The 20,275-nt window shown below is 71.5% G+C and carries 22 protein-coding genes; 12 read left to right on the top strand and 10 right to left on the bottom strand.

The features are described from left to right. The first annotated feature begins 51 nt into the window (after window positions 1-51). Both BV453_RS10065 and BV453_RS10060 read left to right on the top strand, forming a co-directional pair. On the top strand, window positions 52-276 hold the full coding sequence (locus BV453_RS10065; RefSeq protein ID WP_025102974.1) for a DUF3107 domain-containing protein: 225 nt from the start codon (window positions 52-54) through the stop codon (window positions 274-276). Window positions 277-283: 7 nt separating this feature from the next. Next, complete coding sequence (locus tag BV453_RS10060) at window positions 284-571, top strand: hypothetical protein (RefSeq protein ID WP_249521506.1); 288 nt, start codon at window positions 284-286, stop codon at window positions 569-571. Window position 572: 1 nt separating this feature from the next. Here the strand turns inward: BV453_RS10060 and BV453_RS10055 are convergent, their stop codons facing one another. After that, window positions 573-1,286, bottom strand: a complete 714-nt coding sequence (locus BV453_RS10055; RefSeq protein ID WP_249521505.1) for a ferritin-like fold-containing protein — start codon at window positions 1,284-1,286, stop codon at window positions 573-575. Window positions 1,287-1,479: 193 nt separating this feature from the next. Here BV453_RS10055 and BV453_RS10050 point away from each other — a divergent pair, with 193 nt between their 5' ends. After that, window positions 1,480-3,000: a DEAD/DEAH box helicase gene (locus BV453_RS10050; RefSeq protein ID WP_249521504.1), complete on the top strand. Its 1,521-nt coding sequence runs from the start codon at window positions 1,480-1,482 to the stop codon at window positions 2,998-3,000. A gap of 6 nt (window positions 3,001-3,006) precedes the next feature. Here BV453_RS10050 and BV453_RS10045 read toward each other — a convergent pair whose 3' ends face one another. Both BV453_RS10045 and BV453_RS10040 read right to left on the bottom strand, forming a co-directional pair. After that, window positions 3,007-3,915 (bottom strand): DUF817 domain-containing protein, encoded by a 909-nt coding sequence (locus tag BV453_RS10045; protein ID WP_249521503.1) that lies wholly within the window; start codon window positions 3,913-3,915, stop codon window positions 3,007-3,009. A gap of 62 nt (window positions 3,916-3,977) precedes the next feature. Further along, window positions 3,978-4,841 (bottom strand): PHP domain-containing protein, encoded by an 864-nt coding sequence (locus BV453_RS10040; RefSeq protein WP_249521502.1) that lies wholly within the window; start codon window positions 4,839-4,841, stop codon window positions 3,978-3,980. Window positions 4,842-4,955: 114 nt separating this feature from the next. On the opposite strand from BV453_RS10040, the gene BV453_RS10035 reads away from it, so the two are divergent. Continuing rightward, a complete protein-coding gene (locus BV453_RS10035) occupies window positions 4,956-5,978 on the top strand; it encodes an endonuclease/exonuclease/phosphatase family protein (RefSeq protein WP_025102968.1) in 1,023 nt (340 codons plus the stop codon). A 35-nt stretch (window positions 5,979-6,013) separates the two neighbouring features. Beyond that, window positions 6,014-7,435, top strand: coding sequence for an aminopeptidase P family protein (locus BV453_RS10030; RefSeq protein WP_249521501.1), 1,422 nt, complete (start codon window positions 6,014-6,016; stop codon window positions 7,433-7,435). A gap of 33 nt (window positions 7,436-7,468) precedes the next feature. On the opposite strand, the gene BV453_RS10025 is transcribed toward BV453_RS10030, so the two are convergent. Beyond that, window positions 7,469-8,071: an alpha/beta family hydrolase gene (locus tag BV453_RS10025; protein WP_249521547.1), complete on the bottom strand. Its 603-nt coding sequence runs from the start codon at window positions 8,069-8,071 to the stop codon at window positions 7,469-7,471. A 71-nt stretch (window positions 8,072-8,142) separates the two neighbouring features. Then, window positions 8,143-8,853 (bottom strand): general stress protein, encoded by a 711-nt coding sequence (locus BV453_RS10020; protein WP_025102965.1) that lies wholly within the window; start codon window positions 8,851-8,853, stop codon window positions 8,143-8,145. 87 nt (window positions 8,854-8,940) lie between these two features. Between BV453_RS10020 and BV453_RS10015 the strand changes: the two genes are divergently transcribed. From BV453_RS10015 to BV453_RS10000, 4 genes are read left to right on the top strand one after another with little or no spacing between them, the layout of a single operon-like run. Then, complete coding sequence (locus tag BV453_RS10015; RefSeq protein WP_025102964.1) at window positions 8,941-10,209, top strand: magnesium transporter MgtE N-terminal domain-containing protein; 1,269 nt, start codon at window positions 8,941-8,943, stop codon at window positions 10,207-10,209. After that, window positions 10,209-10,730 carry a DUF1003 domain-containing protein gene (locus BV453_RS10010; RefSeq protein WP_060923133.1) on the top strand — a complete coding sequence of 174 codons (522 nt, stop codon included), beginning with the start codon at window positions 10,209-10,211 and terminating at the stop codon, window positions 10,728-10,730. Before BV453_RS10015 ends, BV453_RS10010 begins: the two co-directional genes overlap by 1 nt. Continuing rightward, a complete protein-coding gene (locus tag BV453_RS10005) occupies window positions 10,727-11,848 on the top strand; it encodes an Mrp/NBP35 family ATP-binding protein (RefSeq protein WP_249521500.1) in 1,122 nt (373 codons plus the stop codon). The genes BV453_RS10010 and BV453_RS10005 overlap by 4 nt, the downstream gene beginning before the upstream one ends. 22 nt (window positions 11,849-11,870) lie before the next feature. Next, window positions 11,871-12,365: a YcxB family protein gene (locus BV453_RS10000; protein ID WP_025102961.1), complete on the top strand. Its 495-nt coding sequence runs from the start codon at window positions 11,871-11,873 to the stop codon at window positions 12,363-12,365. Between the two features lie 9 nt (window positions 12,366-12,374). Here the strand turns inward: BV453_RS10000 and BV453_RS09995 are convergent, their stop codons facing one another. Continuing rightward, window positions 12,375-12,749, bottom strand: a complete 375-nt coding sequence (locus BV453_RS09995; protein ID WP_249521499.1) for a twin-arginine translocase TatA/TatE family subunit — start codon at window positions 12,747-12,749, stop codon at window positions 12,375-12,377. Between the two features lie 90 nt (window positions 12,750-12,839). On the opposite strand from BV453_RS09995, the gene BV453_RS09990 reads away from it, so the two are divergent. After that, window positions 12,840-13,478 (top strand): O-methyltransferase, encoded by a 639-nt coding sequence (locus BV453_RS09990; protein WP_025102959.1) that lies wholly within the window; start codon window positions 12,840-12,842, stop codon window positions 13,476-13,478. An 82-nt stretch (window positions 13,479-13,560) separates the two neighbouring features. Here the strand turns inward: BV453_RS09990 and BV453_RS09985 are convergent, their stop codons facing one another. From BV453_RS09985 to dapE, 3 genes are all read right to left on the bottom strand, one after another. Then, window positions 13,561-13,734, bottom strand: coding sequence for a DUF3117 domain-containing protein (locus BV453_RS09985; protein WP_071328210.1), 174 nt, complete (start codon window positions 13,732-13,734; stop codon window positions 13,561-13,563). 92 nt (window positions 13,735-13,826) lie between these two features. Next, the gene (locus BV453_RS09980) at window positions 13,827-15,044 is read right to left on the bottom strand and encodes a hypothetical protein (RefSeq protein ID WP_249521498.1); all 1,218 of its coding nucleotides are present in this window, start codon (window positions 15,042-15,044) and stop codon (window positions 13,827-13,829) included. Further along, a complete protein-coding gene (gene dapE / locus BV453_RS09975; protein ID WP_249521497.1) occupies window positions 15,026-16,099 on the bottom strand; it encodes a succinyl-diaminopimelate desuccinylase in 1,074 nt (357 codons plus the stop codon). Before dapE ends, BV453_RS09980 begins: the two co-directional genes overlap by 19 nt. A gap of 66 nt (window positions 16,100-16,165) precedes the next feature. On the opposite strand from dapE, the gene dapD reads away from it, so the two are divergent. Both dapD and BV453_RS09965 read left to right on the top strand, forming a co-directional pair. Beyond that, window positions 16,166-17,119, top strand: a complete 954-nt coding sequence (dapD, locus tag BV453_RS09970; protein ID WP_249521496.1) for a 2,3,4,5-tetrahydropyridine-2,6-dicarboxylate N-succinyltransferase — start codon at window positions 16,166-16,168, stop codon at window positions 17,117-17,119. Between the two features lie 237 nt (window positions 17,120-17,356). Next, a complete protein-coding gene (locus BV453_RS09965) occupies window positions 17,357-18,724 on the top strand; it encodes a DEAD/DEAH box helicase (protein WP_249521495.1) in 1,368 nt (455 codons plus the stop codon). A 79-nt stretch (window positions 18,725-18,803) separates the two neighbouring features. On the opposite strand, the gene BV453_RS09960 is transcribed toward BV453_RS09965, so the two are convergent. Then, a complete protein-coding gene (locus tag BV453_RS09960) occupies window positions 18,804-20,093 on the bottom strand; it encodes a citrate synthase (protein ID WP_025102954.1) in 1,290 nt (429 codons plus the stop codon). Window positions 20,094-20,275 lie beyond the last annotated feature (182 nt).

Genomic DNA, 20,275 nt, shown 5'->3' with positions numbered 1-20,275 from the left:
GCCGGCTGCGCGATAGAGTTGGGCGAGTCCGACGACCTGCAAGGAGCACCCGTGGAAATCCGCATCGGCATCATCAACACCGGCCGCGAGCTGAGCTTCGACACCGCTGCCACGGCGGACGAGGTCCGCACCCAGGTCTCCGCGGCACTCGAGCAGAGCGCCTCGCACCTGAGCTTCGCCGATGTGAAGGGCAACTCCTACATCGTGCCGACCGCGAACCTCGCCTACATCGAGCTGGGCACCGAGGAGTCGCGTCGCGTGGGCTTCGTCGCCTGACTCGCGCATGTACATCCTCCTCGCCCTCGTCGGCGCCTGCGCGCTCGGGATCGCCGCGCACTTCCTGATCGGCGGTCGCGAGCTGCGGGGCGTCGCCCTCGCCCCGGCGATCGCGACGGCCGTCTCGGCGATCGCCTACACAAGCCTGCAATGGGCCGGCGTGGGCGAGGACAGCGTCTGGCTGTGGCTCGCGAGCATCCTCGGCGCGGTGGTGGTCGCGGCCCTGGCGACCGGGGCACTCACCGCGGCACGTCGACGCGGTGACGCGCAGACGAAGGCCGCGCTCGGGATCTGAGCTACGACGCGAGTCCCATCGCATCCATGCGGCGGGCGTGCGCTCCCATGAGCTCGGTGTACACCGGCTCGATCCGGGCCTCCTCCACGGCGAGGAGCTCCGGCCGCAGGGCCGCACGGCAGACGAGGATCGTGTCCCCCACGAGGCGCCGTGCCCACATGGACAGCAGCGAGCGCCACTCCTCGTCGCTCTCGATCGTCTCCTGGATGATCGCGACGATCTCGTGGCGCGCATCATCCTCGCGCAGGATCTCGGCGACCCGCCGCCCCGTCTCGCCGTAGCTCGAGGCGAGCGCGAGGTAGAAGTCGTCGAGCATGCCCGCCGTGATGTAGACCGCGAGCAGGGTCTCGCGCGGGCGCGCCCCGATGGTCTTGCGCCGGAACGCGTCCAGGTGCTCGCGGAACGGGAGCATGAGCTGCGTCGGGTCCTGGCCGCGTGCCGCGATGATGTCGACGATGCCCCGGTGCTTGGTGAGCGCGGCACCGGCGGCCCGGGACAGCGACTCCTTCTCGGACAGCTCGGGAGTCGCGCGGATGAGCCGCGTCAGCGTCTCGAAGTAGCCGAGCTGGAGGTAGGCCGCCTGGCCGAGGAACCGGTCGAGCTCGGGCGCCAGCTCCGCGAAGTCGACACGCGTCGCATCGCTCTGCTCGCCGCGGCTGCGCAGCGCCAGCGTGCGTCGCGGCGCGGCATCGCGCTGCCAGAACCACTTAACCACGAGGTGTTCCTCCCGAGTCGGCCACGTCGTTCACAATACTCGGGCGACGGCGTCCTCCCTGTCCGGAGCCGCCCCTCCGGTAGGCTGGGCGTGTCCCCGCCGTCGGAGCGGGGCCCCGCGCCTGTGGCACACGAGACGGCGTGGCTCCGTTTACGAGGCGATCGCGAGGTCGCCGGACAGGCATCTGAACACAGTGACAAGTTTCGCCGAACTCGGCATCGACCAGGACATCGTCGACGCACTGGCAGCGAAGGGCATCGTCGATGCCTTCCCCATCCAGGAGCAGACCATCCCCCTCGGCCTCCCCGGCCAGGACATCATCGGGCAGGCCAAGACCGGTACCGGCAAGACCTTCGGCTTCGGCATCCCGGTCGTGCAGCGACTCGGGAAGGACCCGGAGCCGGGCGTCAAGGCCCTCATCGTCGTCCCGACCCGCGAGCTCGCGGTGCAGGTCTACGAGGACATCGACCTCCTCACGAGCAACCGCTCCACGAGCGTCGTCGCCATCTACGGCGGCAAGGCCTACGAGGGGCAGATCGACCAGCTCAAGGCCGGCGCGCAGATCGTCGTCGGCACGCCGGGTCGTCTCATCGACCTCGCCGGCCAGCGCCTGCTCGATCTCTCGAACGCGACCGAGGTCGTGCTCGACGAGGCCGACAAGATGCTCGATCTCGGCTTCCTCGCCGACATCGAGAAGATCTTCCAGAAGGTGCCGGCGGTGCGGCACACCCAGCTGTTCTCCGCGACCATGCCCGGCCCGATCGTCGCGCTCGCGCGGCGGTTCATGACCAACCCCATCCACATCCGCGCGAACGACCCGGACGAGGGTCTGACGCAGGCGAACATCAAGCACCTCGTCTACCGCGCGCACTCGCTCGACAAGGACGAGGTCATCGCGCGCATCCTGCAGGCCGAGGGGCGCGGCAAGACCGTGATCTTCACGCGGACCAAGCGCGCGGCCCAGCGCCTCGTCGACGAGCTCACCGACCGCGGCTTCAACGTGGGCGGCGTGCACGGCGACATGGGCCAGGACCAGCGTGAACGCTCCATGGCCGCGTTCAAGGCCGGCAAGAAGGACGTGCTCGTGGCGACGGATGTGGCCGCGCGCGGTATCGACGTGGACGACGTCACGCACGTCATCAACCACACGATCCCCGACGAGGAGAAGACGTACCTGCACCGCGCCGGACGCACCGGCCGCGCGGGGAAGACCGGCATCGCCGTCACGTTCGTCGACTGGGAGGACCTGCACAAGTGGGCCCTCATCAACCGCGCCCTCGAGTTCGGCCAGCCCGAGCCCATCGAGACCTACTCCTCGAGCCCGCACCTCTACACCGACCTCGACATCCCCGAGGGGACGAAGGGCCGGCTCGTGAGCGCGCCGAAGAAGGAGGCGGTCAAGACCGAGCGCTCCCGCCGCCCGGAGCGCGCCGCCGACGCCGCCGCCGAAGGGACCGCGGAGGGCGGCACGCGTCGCCGTCGCCGCCGCCGCACGGGTTCCACGCCCGTCGGCTCGACCTTCGCCGAAGGGGCGACCGAGGGCGGGTCCGCCGAGGGCTCGACCGCGCAGGCCGCCGACCGGGGCGCCGAGGGCGCCGGCACGCACGACGGCGCCGGCAAGGAGCACCACGACGGCAAGCCCGCTCCCGCGCGTCGCCGCCGCCGTCGTCGCGGCGGCTCCGGCACCGGAGCGGCACCCGTCACGGGCGCCTGATCCGCATCATCGTCGTCCGAGGGGCGCCGCACGGTCTTCCGTGCGGCGCCCCTCGTTCTGCAGGAGCGCGGCCGGCACCTGCGGCGGGTAGACCCAGGCGACGAGCACGACCGAGATGATCATCAGCAGGAACCAGGAGCTGAGCTTGCTCAGCGACACCGGCTGCCATCCCTCCGCCTGGTCCGGGTAGGCCCAGGCGCCCGCCCACGTGCCGATGTTCTCGGCGAGGTAGATGAACACCGCGACGCCGGCGAACACGACCAGGAGCGGCAGGCGGATGGTGCGACGCCACACGCGCGCGTGCAGGATCGTAGGCAGCCAGAGCACGACCACGGCGACGAGGAGCACCCACCGCGCGTCCCACCACCAGTGGTGGGTGAAGAAGTTGATGTAGATCGCCGCGGCCAGCACGGCCGTCATCCACCGCCGCGGATAGCGGGTGAACCCGAGGTCGAACAGCCGGTACACCCGCACCATGTACGAGCCGACCGCGGCATACATGAAGCCGCTGAACAGCGGGACGCCGCCGATGCGCAGGATGCCGTCCGCGGCGTACGCCCAGGAGCCGACGTCGGTCTTGAACAGCTCCATCGCGGTCCCCGTGATGTGGAAGAGCACGATCACCCAGAGCTCCCGTCCGCTCTCCAGCCGGAACACGAGCATCGCCACCTGGATCAGGACGGCCGCGATCGTCAGGGCGTCGTTGCGGGCGAGCGCCGCGTCGTCGGGATACCAGAGGCGGGCCGCGATGATCACCACTAGGAGCGCCGCGCCGAACACGCACGCCCACGCCTGCTTGAGCACGAACACGACGAACTCGGCGAGTCCGGCGCGGAAGCCCGTCGTCGGCACCGCGCGGAGGAGACGGCGGGCGGCCGCATCGACGCGGCGCTCCAGGGAGGTGGCACGTTGCATGCCTCGGACCGTAGCGGTCGGGGTCGACAGAACGCCGGGAGACCGCCGACAGTCCGCCGGGCTCAGGGACGCCGCGGCGGGGTGCCCGTGGCGCGGTCGATGATGCGGGCCACCATGGCCTCCGTGGTGGTGTTCTCCCCCGGCACGTTGGGCTTGCCCGTGCCGTGGTAGTCGCTGGACCCGGTGACGATGAGGTCGTGTCGTTCCGCCAGCTCGCGAAGGAGCCGCTTGCCGGCGGCCGTGTTCTCTCGATGGTCCACCTCGAACCCGGCCAGCCCCGCGTCGAGCAGCCGCTCGATGTACGGCGTCGGCATCATCCGATCACGGCCCGCCGTCACGGGATGCGCGATGATCGCCACGCCTCCCGCCTCGGTGAGCAGTCTCACGGCGGTCAGCGGGTCCGGCGCGTAGTGGGGCTCGTAGTAGCCCTCCCGCGGGTGCAGGATGCCGTCGAAGGCCTCCCCCCGATCGCGCACGATGCCGCGGGCCACCAGGGCATCGGCGATGTGGGGACGGCCGACCGTCGCGTCGAGCGTGGTCTGGGCGAGGACGTCGTCCCAGTGCAGGTCGTAGTCGCGGCCGATGTTGCGGACGATGCGCTCCGCGCGCCCGATCCGGTCGTTCCGGATCCGGTCGGTCTCGGCCCGCAGCGCCGCATCCTCCGGATCGAAGAGGTAGCCGAGCACGTGCACGCTGCGCCATTCGTGCTTGGCGGAGAGCTCCATGCCCGGAAGGAAGGTCATACCCAGGGCGACGGCGGCGTCGCCGGCCTCCGCCCAGCCGGTGGTGCGGTCGTGATCCGTGAGCGCCGCGGTCCGCACCCCGTGCCGATGCGCCTGTCTCATGACCTCGGCGGGCGCCTCGGTGCCGTCGGAGTGGTTGGAATGCAGGTGCAGGTCGGCGGGACCGGCGGGCGGAACGGGCATCCTCCGAGCGTACCGAGCGCCGACGCGCGTGGCGCGGAATCCCGGACACCGATCGCGGCGACGAGCCGGTCCTGAGGCAGGGACTTCACAGGCGGCGCTTCTAGGCTGGACGGGATGTTTCGACTCCTGGGGATCCTGCTGACCGTCCTGTTCGCGATCGCGACGGCGGTCGTCGTGTGGCCGCAGTTCTTCCGCCTCGAGCAGACCTACCCGTTCGCTCAGCTCGTCGCCGCCCGCGGCCTCGTGCTCGGCGGCTTCCTGGTCATCGCGGTGCTGGCGCTGCTGCTCCTGCTCGCCCGGCCGTTGCGGGGCTTCGCGGCGTCCATCCTGATCGTCGCGCTGCTCGGTGCCGCCGCGACCGGCGTGATCGGGGCGACGCGGGGGTTCGGCGTGGCCGCCCTCCCCGAGCGGACCGACACGAGCCTGCGGGTGCTCACCTGGAACACGGCGGGTGAGGCCGTCTCCGCCGAGCAGATCGCCCGGGAGATCCTGGAGCAGGAGGCCGACGTGGTGGCGCTGCCCGAGACCACCGAGGAGGTCGGCGAGCGGATCGCGCTCATGCTGCGCGAGCAGGGGCATCCCATGTGGGTGCACCACGTGCAGTTCCGCCCGGACGTGGAGGACGGTCCGCAGTCGTGGCAGACCACCGTGCTCGTGGCTCCGGAGCTCGGCGAGTACTCCGTCATCGAGTCGTCGAAGGACGGGAGCAACAACACCGGATCCGTGCCCAGCGCCGTGCTCATGCCCATCGACGGCGATGGCCCCACGATCGTCGCCGTGCATGCCGTCGCGCCGCGCATGGAGGAGATGCAGCAGTGGCAGAGCGACCTGCAGTGGATCGCCGACCAGTGCCCCGCAGGTGACTTCATTCTCGCCGGCGACTTCAACGCGACCGTGGATCACATGGCCTCCCTCGGCATCGACGGCGGCGACATCGGGTACTGCCGCGACGTCGCCTCCCGGACCGGCAACGGGATGTCCGGCACCTGGCCGAGCTCGTTCCCCGCCCTCGCCGGCGCCCCCATCGACCACGTGATGGCGTCGGCCAACTGGCGCCCCACGGGATCCGCCGTGCTCGACGACGCCGGGGGCAGCGACCATCGCGCCCTCATCGTGCAGCTCGAGCCGGCCGGCTGATCACGCCGGGGGCCTCCAGGTGAGAGACTGGACGGATGAGCACCGGAGAAAACGACACGATCGCTGACGAGACCGTCGAAGCCCCCGTCGAGAACAGCTCGACCAACCGCAAGCAGCCCTTCCCGCAGGGCTTCCTCGACACCATCTCCGCCGGCTGGGCCGAGCGTCCGGAGACGCTGCCCGCGCCGCGCGCCCAGGCTACGTACGCCGAGCGCCGCCGCGCCGCCGTCTCGGCCGCGTTCCCGGGCAAGCGCCTCGTGATCCCCGCCGGCTCGCTCAAGCAGCGCAGCAACGACACCGACTACGTCTTCCGCGCGCACTCCGCCTTCGCGCACCTCACCGGCTGGGCCTCCGACGCGGAGCCGGACTCGGTGCTCGTCTTCGAGCCGACGTCCGACGGACACGACATCACCCTGTACTTCCGCGAGCGCGCCGACCGCACCACGACCGAGTTCTACGCCGACGCTACCGTCGGCGAGTTCTGGATCGGCCCGCGCCCGTCGCTGGCCGGCGTCGCCGCCGACCTGCAGGTGGCCACGGCGCACCTGCACGAGTTCGCCCCGGTCGACGGCGAGCTCGTCCTCGACGAGGACGAGGCCCTCACGCGTTTCGTCTCCGAGCTGCGCCTCATCAAGGACGACTTCGAGATCGCCGAGATGCGCCGGGCCGTGGCGATCACGGCGCAGGGCTTCGACGACATCATCCGTGAGCTCCCGGCCGCGGTCGCGCACGCCCGTGGCGAGCGCGTCGTCGAGGGCGTCTTCCACCGCCGCGCCCGCGAGGACGGCAACGGCGAGGGCTACGACACGATCGCCGCGTCCGGGCCGCACGCGTGCTACCTGCACTGGACGCGCAACGACGGCACGGTCGTGCCGGGAGACCTCATCCTCGTCGACGCGGGCGTGGAGGCGGACAGCCTCTACACCGCTGACATCACCCGCACGCTGCCGGTGTCCGGGACGTTCACGGACGTGCAGCGCCGCGTCTACGAGACCGTGCGCGAGGCCGCCGACGCGGCTTTCGCGGCGGCGAAGGTCGGTGTCCGCTTCCGTGACGTGCACGCCGCGGCGATGGCCGTGATCGCCGAGCGCACCGCGGAGTGGGGCCTGCTCCCGGTCACCGCCGAGGAGGCCCTGGACGCGGACAAGGGCGGCCAGCACCGGCGCTACATGGTGCACGGCACGTCGCACCACCTCGGCATCGACGTGCACGACTGCGCGCAGGCGCGCCGCGAGATGTACTACGACGGCATCCTCACGCCGGGCATGGTCTTCACGATCGAGCCGGGGCTGTACTTCCAGATCGACGACCTCACGGTACCCGCCGAGCTGCGCGGCATCGGCGTCCGGATCGAGGACGACATCCTGATGACCGAGGACGGCCCGGTCAACCTCTCCGCGGACATCCCGCGCACGGCCGACGAGGTCGAAGCCTGGATGGCGCGACTGCAGGGCTGACGACGGGAGGGAGTGGGGCCGCGGCCGCGCTCCTCACCCCCGCAGCGTGCTGACGAAGGCGTCGACCACGGGCGCCAGGTCCGCGGCGACGTCCGCCGGCGGCCGCCGCCGGCCCTTCACCTCGAAGGAGTGGCCGCCACCCTCGACCCAGTGCACCCGCGCGTCGTGACAGGACGCGACGGCCTCCTCGAGCTGGGCGATCGGCTGGATGAACGGGTCCGCGGTGCCCTCCACGAAGAGCTGCGGGACGGTGATCGAGGGGAGATGGGCGATCCGCGGCTTGTCCGGACGCCCCGGCGGGTGGAGCGGGTAGCCGAGGTAGACGAGGCCGTCCACGACGAGCCCCTCTGCGACGGCCAGGGACGCCATGCGCCCGCCGTAGGACTTCCCGGTCGCCCACACGGCCGCATGCGGCGCCCGTGCACGGGCTTCGGCGACCGCGGCCTCCCACGTCGCGACCGCGTGGGCGGCGGGACCGGGCATGCGGCGCCCCTGCTCGGCGTACGGGAAGGAGAAACGCAGCGTCGAGTAGCCGAGTGCGGCGAGGGCCAGGTCGAAGCCGACGAGGAAGGGGTGATCCTTCCCCGCCCCGGCCCCGTGGGCGATCAGCACGACGTCATCGCGGGTGCCCGGCATCCAGTCGGCGGATACCGGGGTCGCGCCGGCGGGCAGGGCGACCTCGATCCGGACGGCGGAGGGCTCCGGGGTCACCGCACGGATCCGGGGGTGCCGGTCTCCGGGTCGGCGGGCCGCGGCGGAAGACCGGGCTCAGGAGCGGGAGCGGGCTCAGGAGCCGGGCCGGGCTCAGGAGCCGGTTCAGGGGCCGGAGCAGGCTCAGGGGCCGGGCCGGGCTCAGGAGCGGGTTCAGGAGCCGGAGCAGGAGCGCCCTGCGGGATCCGCTCGCCGTACTTCGGCGGCTCGTCCAGGTTCACCGGAGGACGCACGGGGGCGACCCGCTGCGCGCCGAGGACCTGCCGCGCCTTCGCCAGCGACCCGGGCTGCACGGTCACCTCGTAGTGATCCGCGGCGAACTGCGTCACACTCGCGAAGTCACGGCGGCGACGCACGATGGCGTAGGTGATGAGGCTCAGCAGCATGCCCACCGCGACGCCGATGAGGACGAAGCCGACGAACAGCTGGATCGGCACCTCGGGGTTGCCCAGGACGAGGATCGCCGACAGGAAGAGGCCGATGAGCACCCCGTTGATCGCGCCCGAGCGCGCGGCCGCGGCGTAGCCGAGCCGTCCGGTCACCCGCTCGACCGTCCGCACGCTCTGCCCGACGATCGCGATGTCGCGCGCAGGGACCTCTCCGGCGATCAGCTTCGACACCGCCTTCTGCGCGCTCTCGTAGTCGCGCATGGAGGCGACGATCTCACCGGTGTCCGTGCCGCTCGCGGGGCGATTCAGCATGCTCATCCGGCTATTCTTCCACGTCGTGCCTCGCGGCCGGCCGAGCGACCGCCCCGACAGCCGCCCCGGCACGCCGCGGGCTACGCTGGTCGGGTGAGCACACAACGGGTTTTCGCCGCGCGCCTGGCAGGGTGCGCCGTCTTCGATCCCGTCGGCGACCGGCTCGGCAAGGTCCGGGACGTCGTCGTCGTGTATCGAAGTACCGCGGCCCCGCGCGTGATCGGACTGGTCGTGGAGATCCCCGGCCGGCGCCATGTGTTCCTCTCGATCGGCCGGGTCACGTCGATCCGGTCCGGGCAGGTCATCACCACCGGCCTCATCAACGTGCGGCGCTTCTCTCCCCGCGCCGGCGAGGTGCGCGTCCTCGCCGAAATGCTGGGCCGGCGGGTGAGTCTGACCGACGGCAGCGGCACCGCGGTGATCGAGGACGTGGCGATCGAGCCGAACCGTCTCGGCGAGTGGGCGATCAGTCAGCTCTTCCTGCGCCGCCCGAAGACCGGCGCGTCGCCGTTCGCCAAGGGCCCGACGACGTTCGCGGCCTGGAGCGAGGTCACCGAGGAGCACGCACCGGGCGAGTCGCAGTCCGCCGAGCAGCTCGTCGCCTCGTACTCCGAGCTGCACGCCGCGGATCTCGCCAACACGCTCCTCGACCTCCCGCAGCAGCGGATGATCGAGGTCGCGGAGGAGCTCTCCGACGATCGCCTCGCCGACGCCCTCGAGGAGATGCCGGAGGACGAGCAGGTGCACATCCTCGACCGCCTCGGCGAGGAGCGCGCGGCCGACATCCTCGATCAGATGGAGCCGGACGACGCCGCCGACCTCCTCGCCCAGCTTCCGCCCACCCAGCTGGAGGAGCTGCTCCAGCGGATGGAGCCGGAGAAGGCGGAAGACGTGCGGATGCTGCTGCGCTACGGTCCCGACACGGCCGGCGGTCTGATGACCCCGGAGCCGATCATCCTGTCCGCCGACGCCACGGTCGCCGAGGCCCTGGCGCTCATCCGCCGCCACGAGCTGCACCCGGCCCTGGCGGCAGCGGTGTTCGTGACGCTCCCACCGTTCGAGACGCCGACCGGGCGGCTGCTCGGCCTCGTGCACTTCCAGCGGATGCTGCGCTATCCGCCGCACGAGCGGCTCGGCGCCATCCTCGACGACAGCCTCGAGCCGGTGCCCGTCACCGCCTCCGCCGCCGAGGTCGCCCGCATGCTCGCCAGCTACGACCTCGTCTCCCTGCCCGTGATCGACGCGGCCCACCGCCTCGTCGGCGCGATCAGCATCGACGACGTCCTCGACTACCTGTTGCCGGACGACTGGCGCACGCACGACAGCGACGACGTCGCCCCGCCCGTGACGGAGGCGCGCTGATGGCACGCAAGGAGCGGGCCGCCCGCCTCGACGCGCCAGGACGGACGAGCACCCGCCCCCGGTCGACCTCGCGCGACCGCTTCGGACGCTTCACGGAATGGGTCGCCCGTGCCATGGGCACGCCGGCGTTCCTCGTCATCCTCAGCCTCTTCTGCATCCTCTGGATCGGCTGGAACACGCTGATGCCCCGCGAGGTGCGCTTCGACGACGCCGCGCTGGGCTTCACCGCGCTCACCCTCATGCTGTCGCTGCAGGCCTCGTACGCCGCACCGCTGATCCTCCTCGCGCAGAACCGCCAGGACGACCGCGACCGCGTGCAGATCGAGCAGGACCGGCAGCGCGCCGAGCGCAACCTCGCCGACACCGAGTACCTCGCCCGCGAGATCGTCGCGCTGCGGATGTCGCTGGAGGAGCGCAACGCGCAGGTGGTCACCCGCGACGTGCTGCGGCAGGAGCTCCGCGCCCTGCTGGCCGAGCTGGGCGACGCCGAGGAGAAGCCCGCAGGCGGCACCGTCTCATGACCGCGGCCGAGAGCGTCAGAGCCGCGGTGGCGGCGGTGACCGACCCCGAGCTGCGGCGGCCGATCGGCGACCTCGACATGGTGCGCGACATCACGGTCGAAGACGGCGTGGCGCACGTGGGCATCGTGCTGACGATCGTGGGGTGCCCCGCCGCCGACCGCATCGAGCGCGACGTGCGCGACGCCGCCGCCACGGTCCCCGGGGTGACGGGCGTCGAGGTCGAGGTGGGCGTGATGACCCCGGCCGAGCGCACGGCGCTCACCGAACGGCTCCGCGCGGGTCGTCCGGCGCGGAGCATGCCGTTCGGGCCGGACTCCCTCACCCGCGTCATCCTCGTCTCCAGCGGCAAGGGCGGCGTCGGGAAGTCGACGGTCACCGCGAACCTCGCCGTCGCCCTCGCCGACCAGGGCCTCACTGTCGGCCTGGTGGATGCGGACGTGCACGGCTTCTCGATCCCCGGTCTGCTCGGCATCCCGGCCGGCACGCAGCCGACGCGCATCGACGACCTCATGCTGCCGCCGGTGGCCCACGGGGTGAAGACCATCTCGATCGGGATGTTCCTGCGCGACGGGGAGTCCGTCGTGGCCTGGCGCGGACCGATGCTGCACCGCACGGTCTCGCAGTTCCTCACCGACGTCTTCTTCGGCGATCTCGACGTCCTGCTCATCGACATGCCGCCCGGCACCGGGGACATCGCCATCTCGATCGGGCAGCTCCTCCCCCACGCCGAGGTGCTCGTGGTCACCACGCCGCAGGCGGCGGCCTCCGACGTGGCCATCCGCAGCGGACTCGTCGCCCGTCAGACCGGTCAGCGCGTGATCGGCGTGATCGAGAACATGTCCGCGTATACCCTCCCCGACGGTACCGTCGTCGACCTGTTCGGTGCGGGCGGCGGAGCGGCGGTCGCGGAGGCCCTGTCCGCGCCCGACGCGCCGGTCCCCCTGCTCGCCTCGATCCCGCTCAGCCCGGCGCTCCGCCAGGGCGGGGACGAGGGCGTCCCGGTCGTCACCGCGGCGCCGGACGACGCCGCCGCGCAGGCGATCCGCACGATGGCCGCCGCCCTCGCCCGACGGGGCCGGGGCCTGTCCGGCCGCTCGCTGCCCATGTCGATCGGATGAGCACGCGTGGGAGGATGGACGGATGCCGCACCGCTCCGTGACCGTGGATGAGGGACTGCTGCGGAGGATGGCGCGCGACGCGGCCGTCTACGCGCTCACCCGTCCCGTCGCGATCGTGATGTGGGTCGCGCTGGCGGCGGGACTCGTCCTCTCCGTCTTCACCCTCAACGACCTCCTCTCCACGGGAGCCGAGGTCAGCGCGATCGTCGCCTGGATGCCCGTGGTCACGGTGGGACTGGGCGCCTACGCGGTGCTCCTGACCACCTCGAGCGCCCGGCGCGCCGTGCGGGCCGCGATGCCGGTGGAGAGCGTCGTGTGGGTCGCACTCGAAGAGGATCGGCTGCAGCTGGGAAGCGATCGTCGTCGTTCCGAGATCCCCTACGCCACGTTCCAGAGTCTCCGCGTCGGACGGGACGCCGTGATCTTCAAGGTGCGCGACGCCTCCGTCGCCACCGCCATCCCGCGCTCGCTCTTCAGCGACGAGGAGCTGGCGACCCTGCGGACGCGGATCTCCTGACCGGACGGCTCAGGTCGCCTCGCTGTCGAACGGCGGGCGGTCCTCCGCGCTGAAGGTCGGCGGCGCGGTGCGCGGGGTCACCGGCTCGGCGATCGTCGCCGTCGCCTGCGCGGGGGTCGCGGGCTCCGGCTCCTCGAGGAGGGCGTCGCGGATGATCCGCCGGGGGTCGTACTGGCGCGGGTCGAGCTTGCGCCAGTCCACGTCGTCGAGTTCCGGTCCCATCTCCTCGCGCACACGGGACTTCGTGTCGCGGATGTACTCGCCGGCCCTGCGCACGATGCTCGCGAAGGCCTCCGCGGCACGCGGCAGACGCTCGGGGCCGATGATCAGCACCGCGATCAGGCCGATGAGCAGCAGCTTCTCGAAGGTGAGGCCGAACGTCATGTGACCAGGCTACCGCCGCGCCTGCGGGCTCTGCGCGCGGTGAGCGAATACCCTGGACACATCAGCCATGCACGCAGGGAGAGGCAGGTCATGAGCGAGCACGACGCCAACGCGCGCTTCCTTCGCGAGTCCATCGTCGAGCCGGAGACCATCGCCCGCGCTCGCGCCCACGCCGTGGAGCTGGGAGCGGCCCCGATCAGCGCGGTCGTCGGCTCGCAGATCGCCGTGCTCGCCGCCGCCGGAACGGCGCGCTCCATCGTCGAGATCGGCACCGGCGCCGGCGTCTCCGGACTCTGGCTGCTGCGCGGGGCCCCGAACGCGGTGCTGACCTCGATCGACAACGAGCCCGAGCACCTCGCCGCCGCCCGTCAGGCGTTCGCGGACGCGAAGGTGCCCGCCACCCGCGCGCGGTTCATCGCCGGCCGCGCGATCGACGTGCTCCCCCGCATGAACGAGGCGTCGTACGACATCGTCCTCGTCGACGCCGACCCCGAGAACGTCATCGAGTACGTCTCGCACGGTCTCCGCCTCGCCCGCACCGGCGGCCTGGTGCTCGTGCCGCGCATCCTCGCCGGGGGCCGGGTCGCCGACCCCGTTCAGCGCGACGACGTCACCTCCGCCTATCGATCGCTCGTCCAGGAGACGCAGGAATCCTCGGCGGTGCTGGCCACGGTCTCGCCCGCGGGCGAGGGCCTGCTGCAGCTGATCCGCCTCGACGACCGCGCCTGACCGGGTCCGCCGACGCGAAGAGGGCGAGGGATCCGCGGATCCCTCGCCCTCTTCGCGTCGCGCTGCAGCGGACCAGGTACGATCAGGCCGGGGCCACGACGGCACCGAGCACGTCGTGAAGCTCCTTGGCCTCGGCGTCGTTCACGGAGACGACCAGGCGGCCTCCTCCTTCGAGCGGAACACGCACGATGATGAGTCGTCCCTCTTTCACGGCCTCCATGGGTCCGTCTCCGGTCCTCGGCTTCATCGCTGCCATCGTGGCTCCCTTTCCTCCGGTGGTATGGGACGAGTTTATCGGGTGCGACCGCGCCGTGGACGTCACGGGACACAATCCGCTCCCCGGCGTCGTCAGGGCACCTGCCAGAACGTGCTGCCGAGGGCATACACGTGATAGATCCACACCCACTGGCCGACCAGGCACAGCGCCAGCACGCCCAGCCGCCACGCTCGTGAGCGCGGTACCGCCACCGCTCCCCACGCCGGGCTGAGCGGCAGCAGCAGGCGGAACGTGCTCGACTGCGGGAAGAACACCGCGAGCAGGTAGAGCAGGTAGCTCGCGCTCCAGAGACGGAGGTCGGGGCCGAGCGCGCGCACCTGCGGGGACAGCAGCAGCGCGGCGGCCGCCGCGACCACGAGCACGATGAGCGCGACCGGCCCCCAGCCGGCCGGCAGGCCCCACAGCTCGAACCAGAACTGCGATGCCTGCACCCAGCCCTCGAAGGGCACGAACCCCTCGACGCCCCCGGTGATCCAGTGCCGGCGCCAGGCGAGCTCGGTGGCGAGGTAGGCGCCGGGGTCCCCGGTCACGACACCGGCGATCACCTGCCACGCGAACCCGGTCGCCGTCGCCAGTGCGCCGAGGGCGACGATGTGCACGACCTCCCTGCCCCCGAGCGGATCCGTGCGACGGTGCGTCCAGCGGAGGATCCCGTGCAGGCCGAGGTACAGGGCGAAGGCGAGCACTCCGGGGCGGGTGAATCCCAGCACCGGGATCAGCACGTACAGCCAGGCGTAGTTCCGGCGGATCGTCGCGTCCAACGCGAGGAAGAGCAGCAGCAGGAAGAGCGTCTCCGCATATCCCACCTGGAACAGGGCGCCCAGGGGGCCGGCGGCGAAGAAGACGACGGCCCACAGCGCCGCCGCGTTCCCGATGCGGTCGCGGAGCAGACGATGCAGGGCGAGACAGGCCAGGTAGCCGGCGACGAGCGCGAGCACGAGCGCTCCGGCGCCCCAGGAGCCGAACAGGAAGCCCAACGCCTTCGCGGCGTACGCGAACACGGGCATGAAGGCCCACGCGTTCTCGGCCACCTCCCCGTCGTCGGTCAGCGGGAGGTCGGCGGGATAGCCGTGCACCGCCACTTGCCAGTACCACTGGGCATCCCATCCGAGGATGAAGTCCACGAGCCCGGCGTCGCCGCCGAAGCGCGAGAACACCGTGGACAGGGAGGCTGCGGCGATGAGGAATCCGGTCGTCACGACCCGTGCGAGGACGTAGATGATGCCGATGCGCAGAGCCAGCGGCATCCGCGCCCAGCGCCGTGCGAGCGTCAGTGCGACGTGAGCCATGCGCGCAGACCCCGCTCGACGGCGTCGATCTGGGCGAGCGGCACACGCTCCTCGTCGTGATGGGCGAGATGCGGGTCACCGGGCCCGTAGTTCACGGCCGGGATGCCGAGGGCCGAGAAGCGCGCCACGTCGGTCCATCCGTACTTCGGCTGCGGCTCCGCGCCGACCGCCGCGACGAACCGGCGCGCGATGTCGGCGTCCAGCCCGGGGCGGGCGCCCTCGGCGGCATCCGTGATCTCGACGTCGAAGCCGGCGAGGACCGCCCGGACGTGGGCCTCGGCGTCGGCCGCGGACTTGTTCGGCGCGAAGCGGTAGTTGACCTCGACCTCGCAGGCGTCCGGGATGACGTTCCCGGCGACCCCACCCGCGATGCGGACCGCGCTGAGCCCCTCCCGATAGAGCAGGCCCTCCACCAGCACCTCCCGGGCCCGGTACTCGGACAGCCGGGTGAGGATGGGCGCCGCGCGATGGATCGCGTTCTCGCCGATCCAGGCCCTGGCGCTGTGCGCGCGGACGCCCGTGGTCCGCACGATCGCCCGCAGCGTGCCGTTGCACCCGCCTTCGACCTGGCCGTTCGACGGCTCCCCGAGGATGGCGAAATCGGCCTGGAACAGGTCAGGACGCGCTGCGGCGAGAAGCCCGAGGCCGTTCAGGGAGGCCGCGACCTCCTCGTTGTCGTACCACATCCAGGTCACGTCGATCGCGGGGTCGGTGAGCTCGGCGGCGAGCTTGAGCTGCACCGCGACCCCGGCTTTCATGTCGACGGTGCCGCGACCCCACAGATACGGCACGCCGTCGATCTCGATGTCGCGCGTGGGCAGATTGTCGTTGAGGGGCACGGTATCGATGTGCCCGGCGATCGCGACGCGCTGCGCCCGACCGAGATCCGTGCGGGCGACGACCGTGTTGCCGTGCCGGATGACCTCCAGGTGCGGCAGACCGGACGCGGCCTCCTCGATCAGGTCGGCCAGTGTCTTCTCGTCGCCGGAGACACTCGGGACGTCGCAGATCGCGCGGGTGATGTCGGCGGAGGACGCGGTCAGATCGAGCACCATGCCCCCAGCCTACTGATGCCCGTCATGCGGGACGGGACACCGTCGCCGGCGCGATACCGTGGAGGCATGAGCGACGCACGATCTGTCTGGGGACTCGGCCTGACGACCACCGCGAGCGACGGCACGGTCCTCGACGCGTGGTACCCGGAGGTCCGCTCGTCCGCGCCGTCCGAGACCGAGGTCGCCGCCGCGCGCACCGCGCTCGACGCACAGACCGGTCAGGACGAGCGCCGCGACGTCACCCTCGCGGTGGTCGAGCTCACGATCGACCTGGACGCCGCCCCGGTCTCCACCGCGGACGCCTATCTGCGTCTGCACGCGCTGTCGCACCTGCTCGTGCGGCCGAACGCCCTCAACCTCGACGGCATCTTCGGTCACCTGCCGAACGTCGCCTGGACGAATGCCGGCCCGCTACTCCCCGCCGATGCCGCGCGCCTGCGTCCGCAGCTCCAGCACGCCGGGATCCAGATCCAGGGCCTGGACAAGTTCCCTCGTCTCACCGACTACGTGCAGCCCGCCGGGGTGCGCATCGCCGACGCCTCGCGCGTGCGGCTCGGCGCCCACCTCGCCCCCGGCACCACGGTCATGCACGAGGGCTTCGTCAACTTCAACGCCGGCACCCTCGGCGCCTCGATGGTCGAGGGGCGCATCTCGCAGGGCGTGGTGGTCGGCGACGGCAGCGACATCGGCGGCGGCGCCTCGATCATGGGCACCCTCTCCGGCGGCGGGTCGCACCGCGTGTCGATCGGCGCCCGCACGCTTCTCGGCGCGAACGCCGGCATCGGCATCTCCCTCGGCGACGACTGCGTCGTGGAGGCCGGGCTCTATGTCACCGCCGGGACGAAGATCGTGCTCGCCGACGGTCCCGCGACGGCCGACGGAGGACGGAAGACCGTCAAGGGCGCCGACCTCTCGGGCCAGGACGGCCTCCTCTTCCGTCGCAACTCCCTCACGGGTGCCGTCGAGGCGGTCCGTCGGGCCGGCGTCGGCGTCACGCTCAACGAGGCGCTCCACGCCTGACAGCCCGCCTGCAGCCTTCGACCGGTCTCCGCTGGTAGACTGGCTCCGTTGCCCGCGCCGCCGGCCGGTCAGCATCGTCGTCGTCTAGGGGTCTCCGAGGACCGAAGCGAGCGCCCGCGCTCCCCTCTCCAGCCCGAACTGGCCATTCGCACGGCGAACGGACGCGCACTCGCTGCGTCTTCGCCCACCTCACCCCACTATCCCGCGCCGTTCTCGTGCGCTGACGGAGTTCTCTGCATGCCTTCCTTCCTCGATCTCGGCGTTCCCGCCGAGCTCGCCACCGTTCTCGCCGCCTCCGGAAAGACCGAGGCGTTCGCGATCCAGCGCGACACCCTGCCCGACTCGCTCGCCGGCCGTGACCTCCTCGGTCGCGGACGCACGGGCAGCGGCAAGACCATCGCCTTCGCGCTCCCGCTCGTCGCCCGCCTGGCGGCCTCCGGCCACAAGCGTCGTTCCGGTCTGCCCCGCGGCCTCGTGCTCGCCCCCACCCGCGAGCTCGCCACCCAGATCGCCGCGACCGTCGCCCCGCTCGCGGAGGCCGTCGGCCTTCGGGTCACCACCGTGTTCGGCGGCGTCAGCCAGCGTCCGCAGGAGCAGGCGCTGCAGGGCGGCGTCGACATCGTCGTCGCCTGCCCCGGCCGTCTGGAAGACCTCATGAAGCAGCAGGTCGTGCGTCTCAGCGCGATCGAGGTCACCGTGCTCGACGAGGCGGACCACATGGCCGATCTCGGCTTCCTCCCCGGCGTCACCCGCATCCTGTCGGCGACGCCCGCCGACGGTCAGCGCCTGCTCTTCAGCGCCACGCTGGACCGCGGCATCGACACCCTCGCCCGCCGGTTCCTCACGAACGCCGTCAGCCACGAGGTCGACGAGGCGAGCGTGCCGGTCGGCGAGATGACCCACCGGGTGCTCGTCGTCGACTCCCCCGAGAACAAGACCGTGCTGGTGCGCGATCTCGCCTCGGGCACCGGCCGTCGCATCCTCTTCACGCGCACCAAGCACCAGGCGAAGAAGCTCGCCAAGCAGCTCTCCGCCGCCGGGATCCCCGCCGTCGACCTGCACGGCAACCTGTCTCAGAACGCCAGGGAGCGCAACCTCGGCGCCTTCTCCACCGACCCGGCCGACGGGGGCGTGCGCGTCCTCGTCGCGACCGATGTCGCGGCCCGCGGTGTGCACGTCGACAACGTCGACCTCGTCGTCCACGTCGATCCGCCCGTCGAGCACAAGGCCTACCTGCACCGCTCGGGGCGCACGGCTCGCGCCGGCGCCGCCGGCACAGTCGTCACCGTGGTCCTGCCCGAGCAGCGCCGTGACGTGAAGGATCTCCTGCGCAAGGCCGCCATCACCGCACCGCTGGAGAACCTCACCGCCGACGCCGTCACCGAGCTCGTCCCCGAGCGGGCTCCGCACGTGCGCCCCGCTCCCCCGCAGCCGCAGCAGCAGCGCTCTGCGAAGCAGCGGCCCGCGGGCGGCGAGAAGAGCACCGCGACCACCCCGCCCTCCCGCCGTCGTCGCCGTCCGCGCTCGGCCGGCCAGGGCGCGCCGGGTGCGCAGCGCCAGGGCGGCCAGGGCCGCCAGGGCGCGCGCGGCGGCCAGGGACGCTGATCCCGGCTCGCGCCTGACGACGACGAAGGCCCCCTCGCACTCCGGTGCGAGGGGGCCTTCGGCGTCTGCGGCGCCGCGCTCAGCGCGTCGGGAAGGCGCGCTCCGGCGACCCGGTGTAGAGCTGCTGCGGACGGCCGATCTTCGTCTGCGGGTCGAGCTGGAGCTCGCGCCACTGGGCGAGCCAGCCGGGCAGGCGGCCGATCGCGAAGAGGACCGTGAACATCCGCGTGGGGAAGCCCATCGCCTTGTAGATCACGCCCGTGTAGAAGTCGACGTTCGGATACAGGCGACGCTCACGGAAGTAGTCGTCCGCGAGGGCGATCTCCTCGAGCTCCTTCGCGAGGTCCAGGAGCGGGTCGGTGACGCCGAGCGAGCTCAGCACCTCGTCCGCGGCCTCCTTGACGAGCTTGGCGCGCGGGTCGTAGTTCTTGTAGACCCGGTGCCCGAAGCCCATGAGCTTCACGCCCTCTTCCTTGTTCTTCACCCGCTCGACGAACCGGGAGACGCTCTGGCCCGAGTCGCGGATCTGGCCGAGCATGGTCAGCACGGCCTCGTTCGCGCCGCCGTGCAGCGGACCCGAGAGCGCCTGGATGCCGGCCGACACGGACGCGAACTGGTTGGCTCCCGTGGAGCCGACGAGGCGGACGGTGGAGGTCGAGGCGTTCTGCTCGTGGTCCTCGTGCAGGATGAGCAGCAGTTCGAGGGCCTTCACCATGGTCGGGTTGATCTCGTACGGCTCGGAGTTCACGCCGAAGTTCAGCTTGAGGAAGTTCTCCACGAAGCCGAGCGAGTTGTCCGGGTAGAGGAACGCCTGGCCGACGCTCTTCTTGTGCGCGTAGGCGGCGATGACCGGCAGCTTGGCGAGCATGCGGATGGTGTTCAGCTCGACGTGCTCGGGGTTGTGCGGGTCGGTCTGCCCCTCGTAGTACGTCGACAGGGCGGCGACGGCGGAGGAGAGCACCGACATGGGGTGCGCGGTGTGCGGCAGCGCGGAGAAGAAGCGCTTGAGGTCTTCGTGCAGCAGCGTGTGCCGACGGATCTTCTCGTCGAACTCGGCCAGCTCTCCGGCGGACGGGAGCTCCCCGTAGATGAGCAGCCACGCGACCTCGAGGTAGCTGGTGCTGCCGGCGAGCTGCTCGATCGGGTAGCCGCGGTAGCGCAGGATGCCCTTATCGCCGTCGATGAAGGTGATGTCCGACTTCGTGGAGGCGGTGTTGACGAAGCCGTAGTCGAGCCCGGTGTAGCCGGTCTGACGGGTCAGCGTCGAGAAGTCGATGCTGTCGTGGCCCGCGGTACCGCGCACCAGGGGGAATTCGGCGGTGGTGTCGCCGATCGTCAGCTTCGCCGTCTGGTCTGCCGCAGCGCTCACGCGGACCTCCTCCTTCTGTCTGATCGCCCCGGCATCGCGGGCGTCAGCAAGTTCTTGATCAAGCCGGAACTGGCGATATCTCTGGCGCCGAGCGCCGGGCCGGGTGCCGACCGAATCGCCTTTACAGCCTAGTCGTCACGCAGGCCTACTGTGACAACCGCCAAAGGGATGGCTGCAACAGG

This window comes from Microbacterium sp. ER1 (assembly GCF_023383675.1).
Lineage (GTDB): Bacteria > Actinomycetota > Actinomycetes > Actinomycetales > Microbacteriaceae > Microbacterium.
The sequence above is the reverse complement of the archived record's forward strand: the minus strand, read 5'-3'. Positions and strand labels throughout refer to the sequence as shown.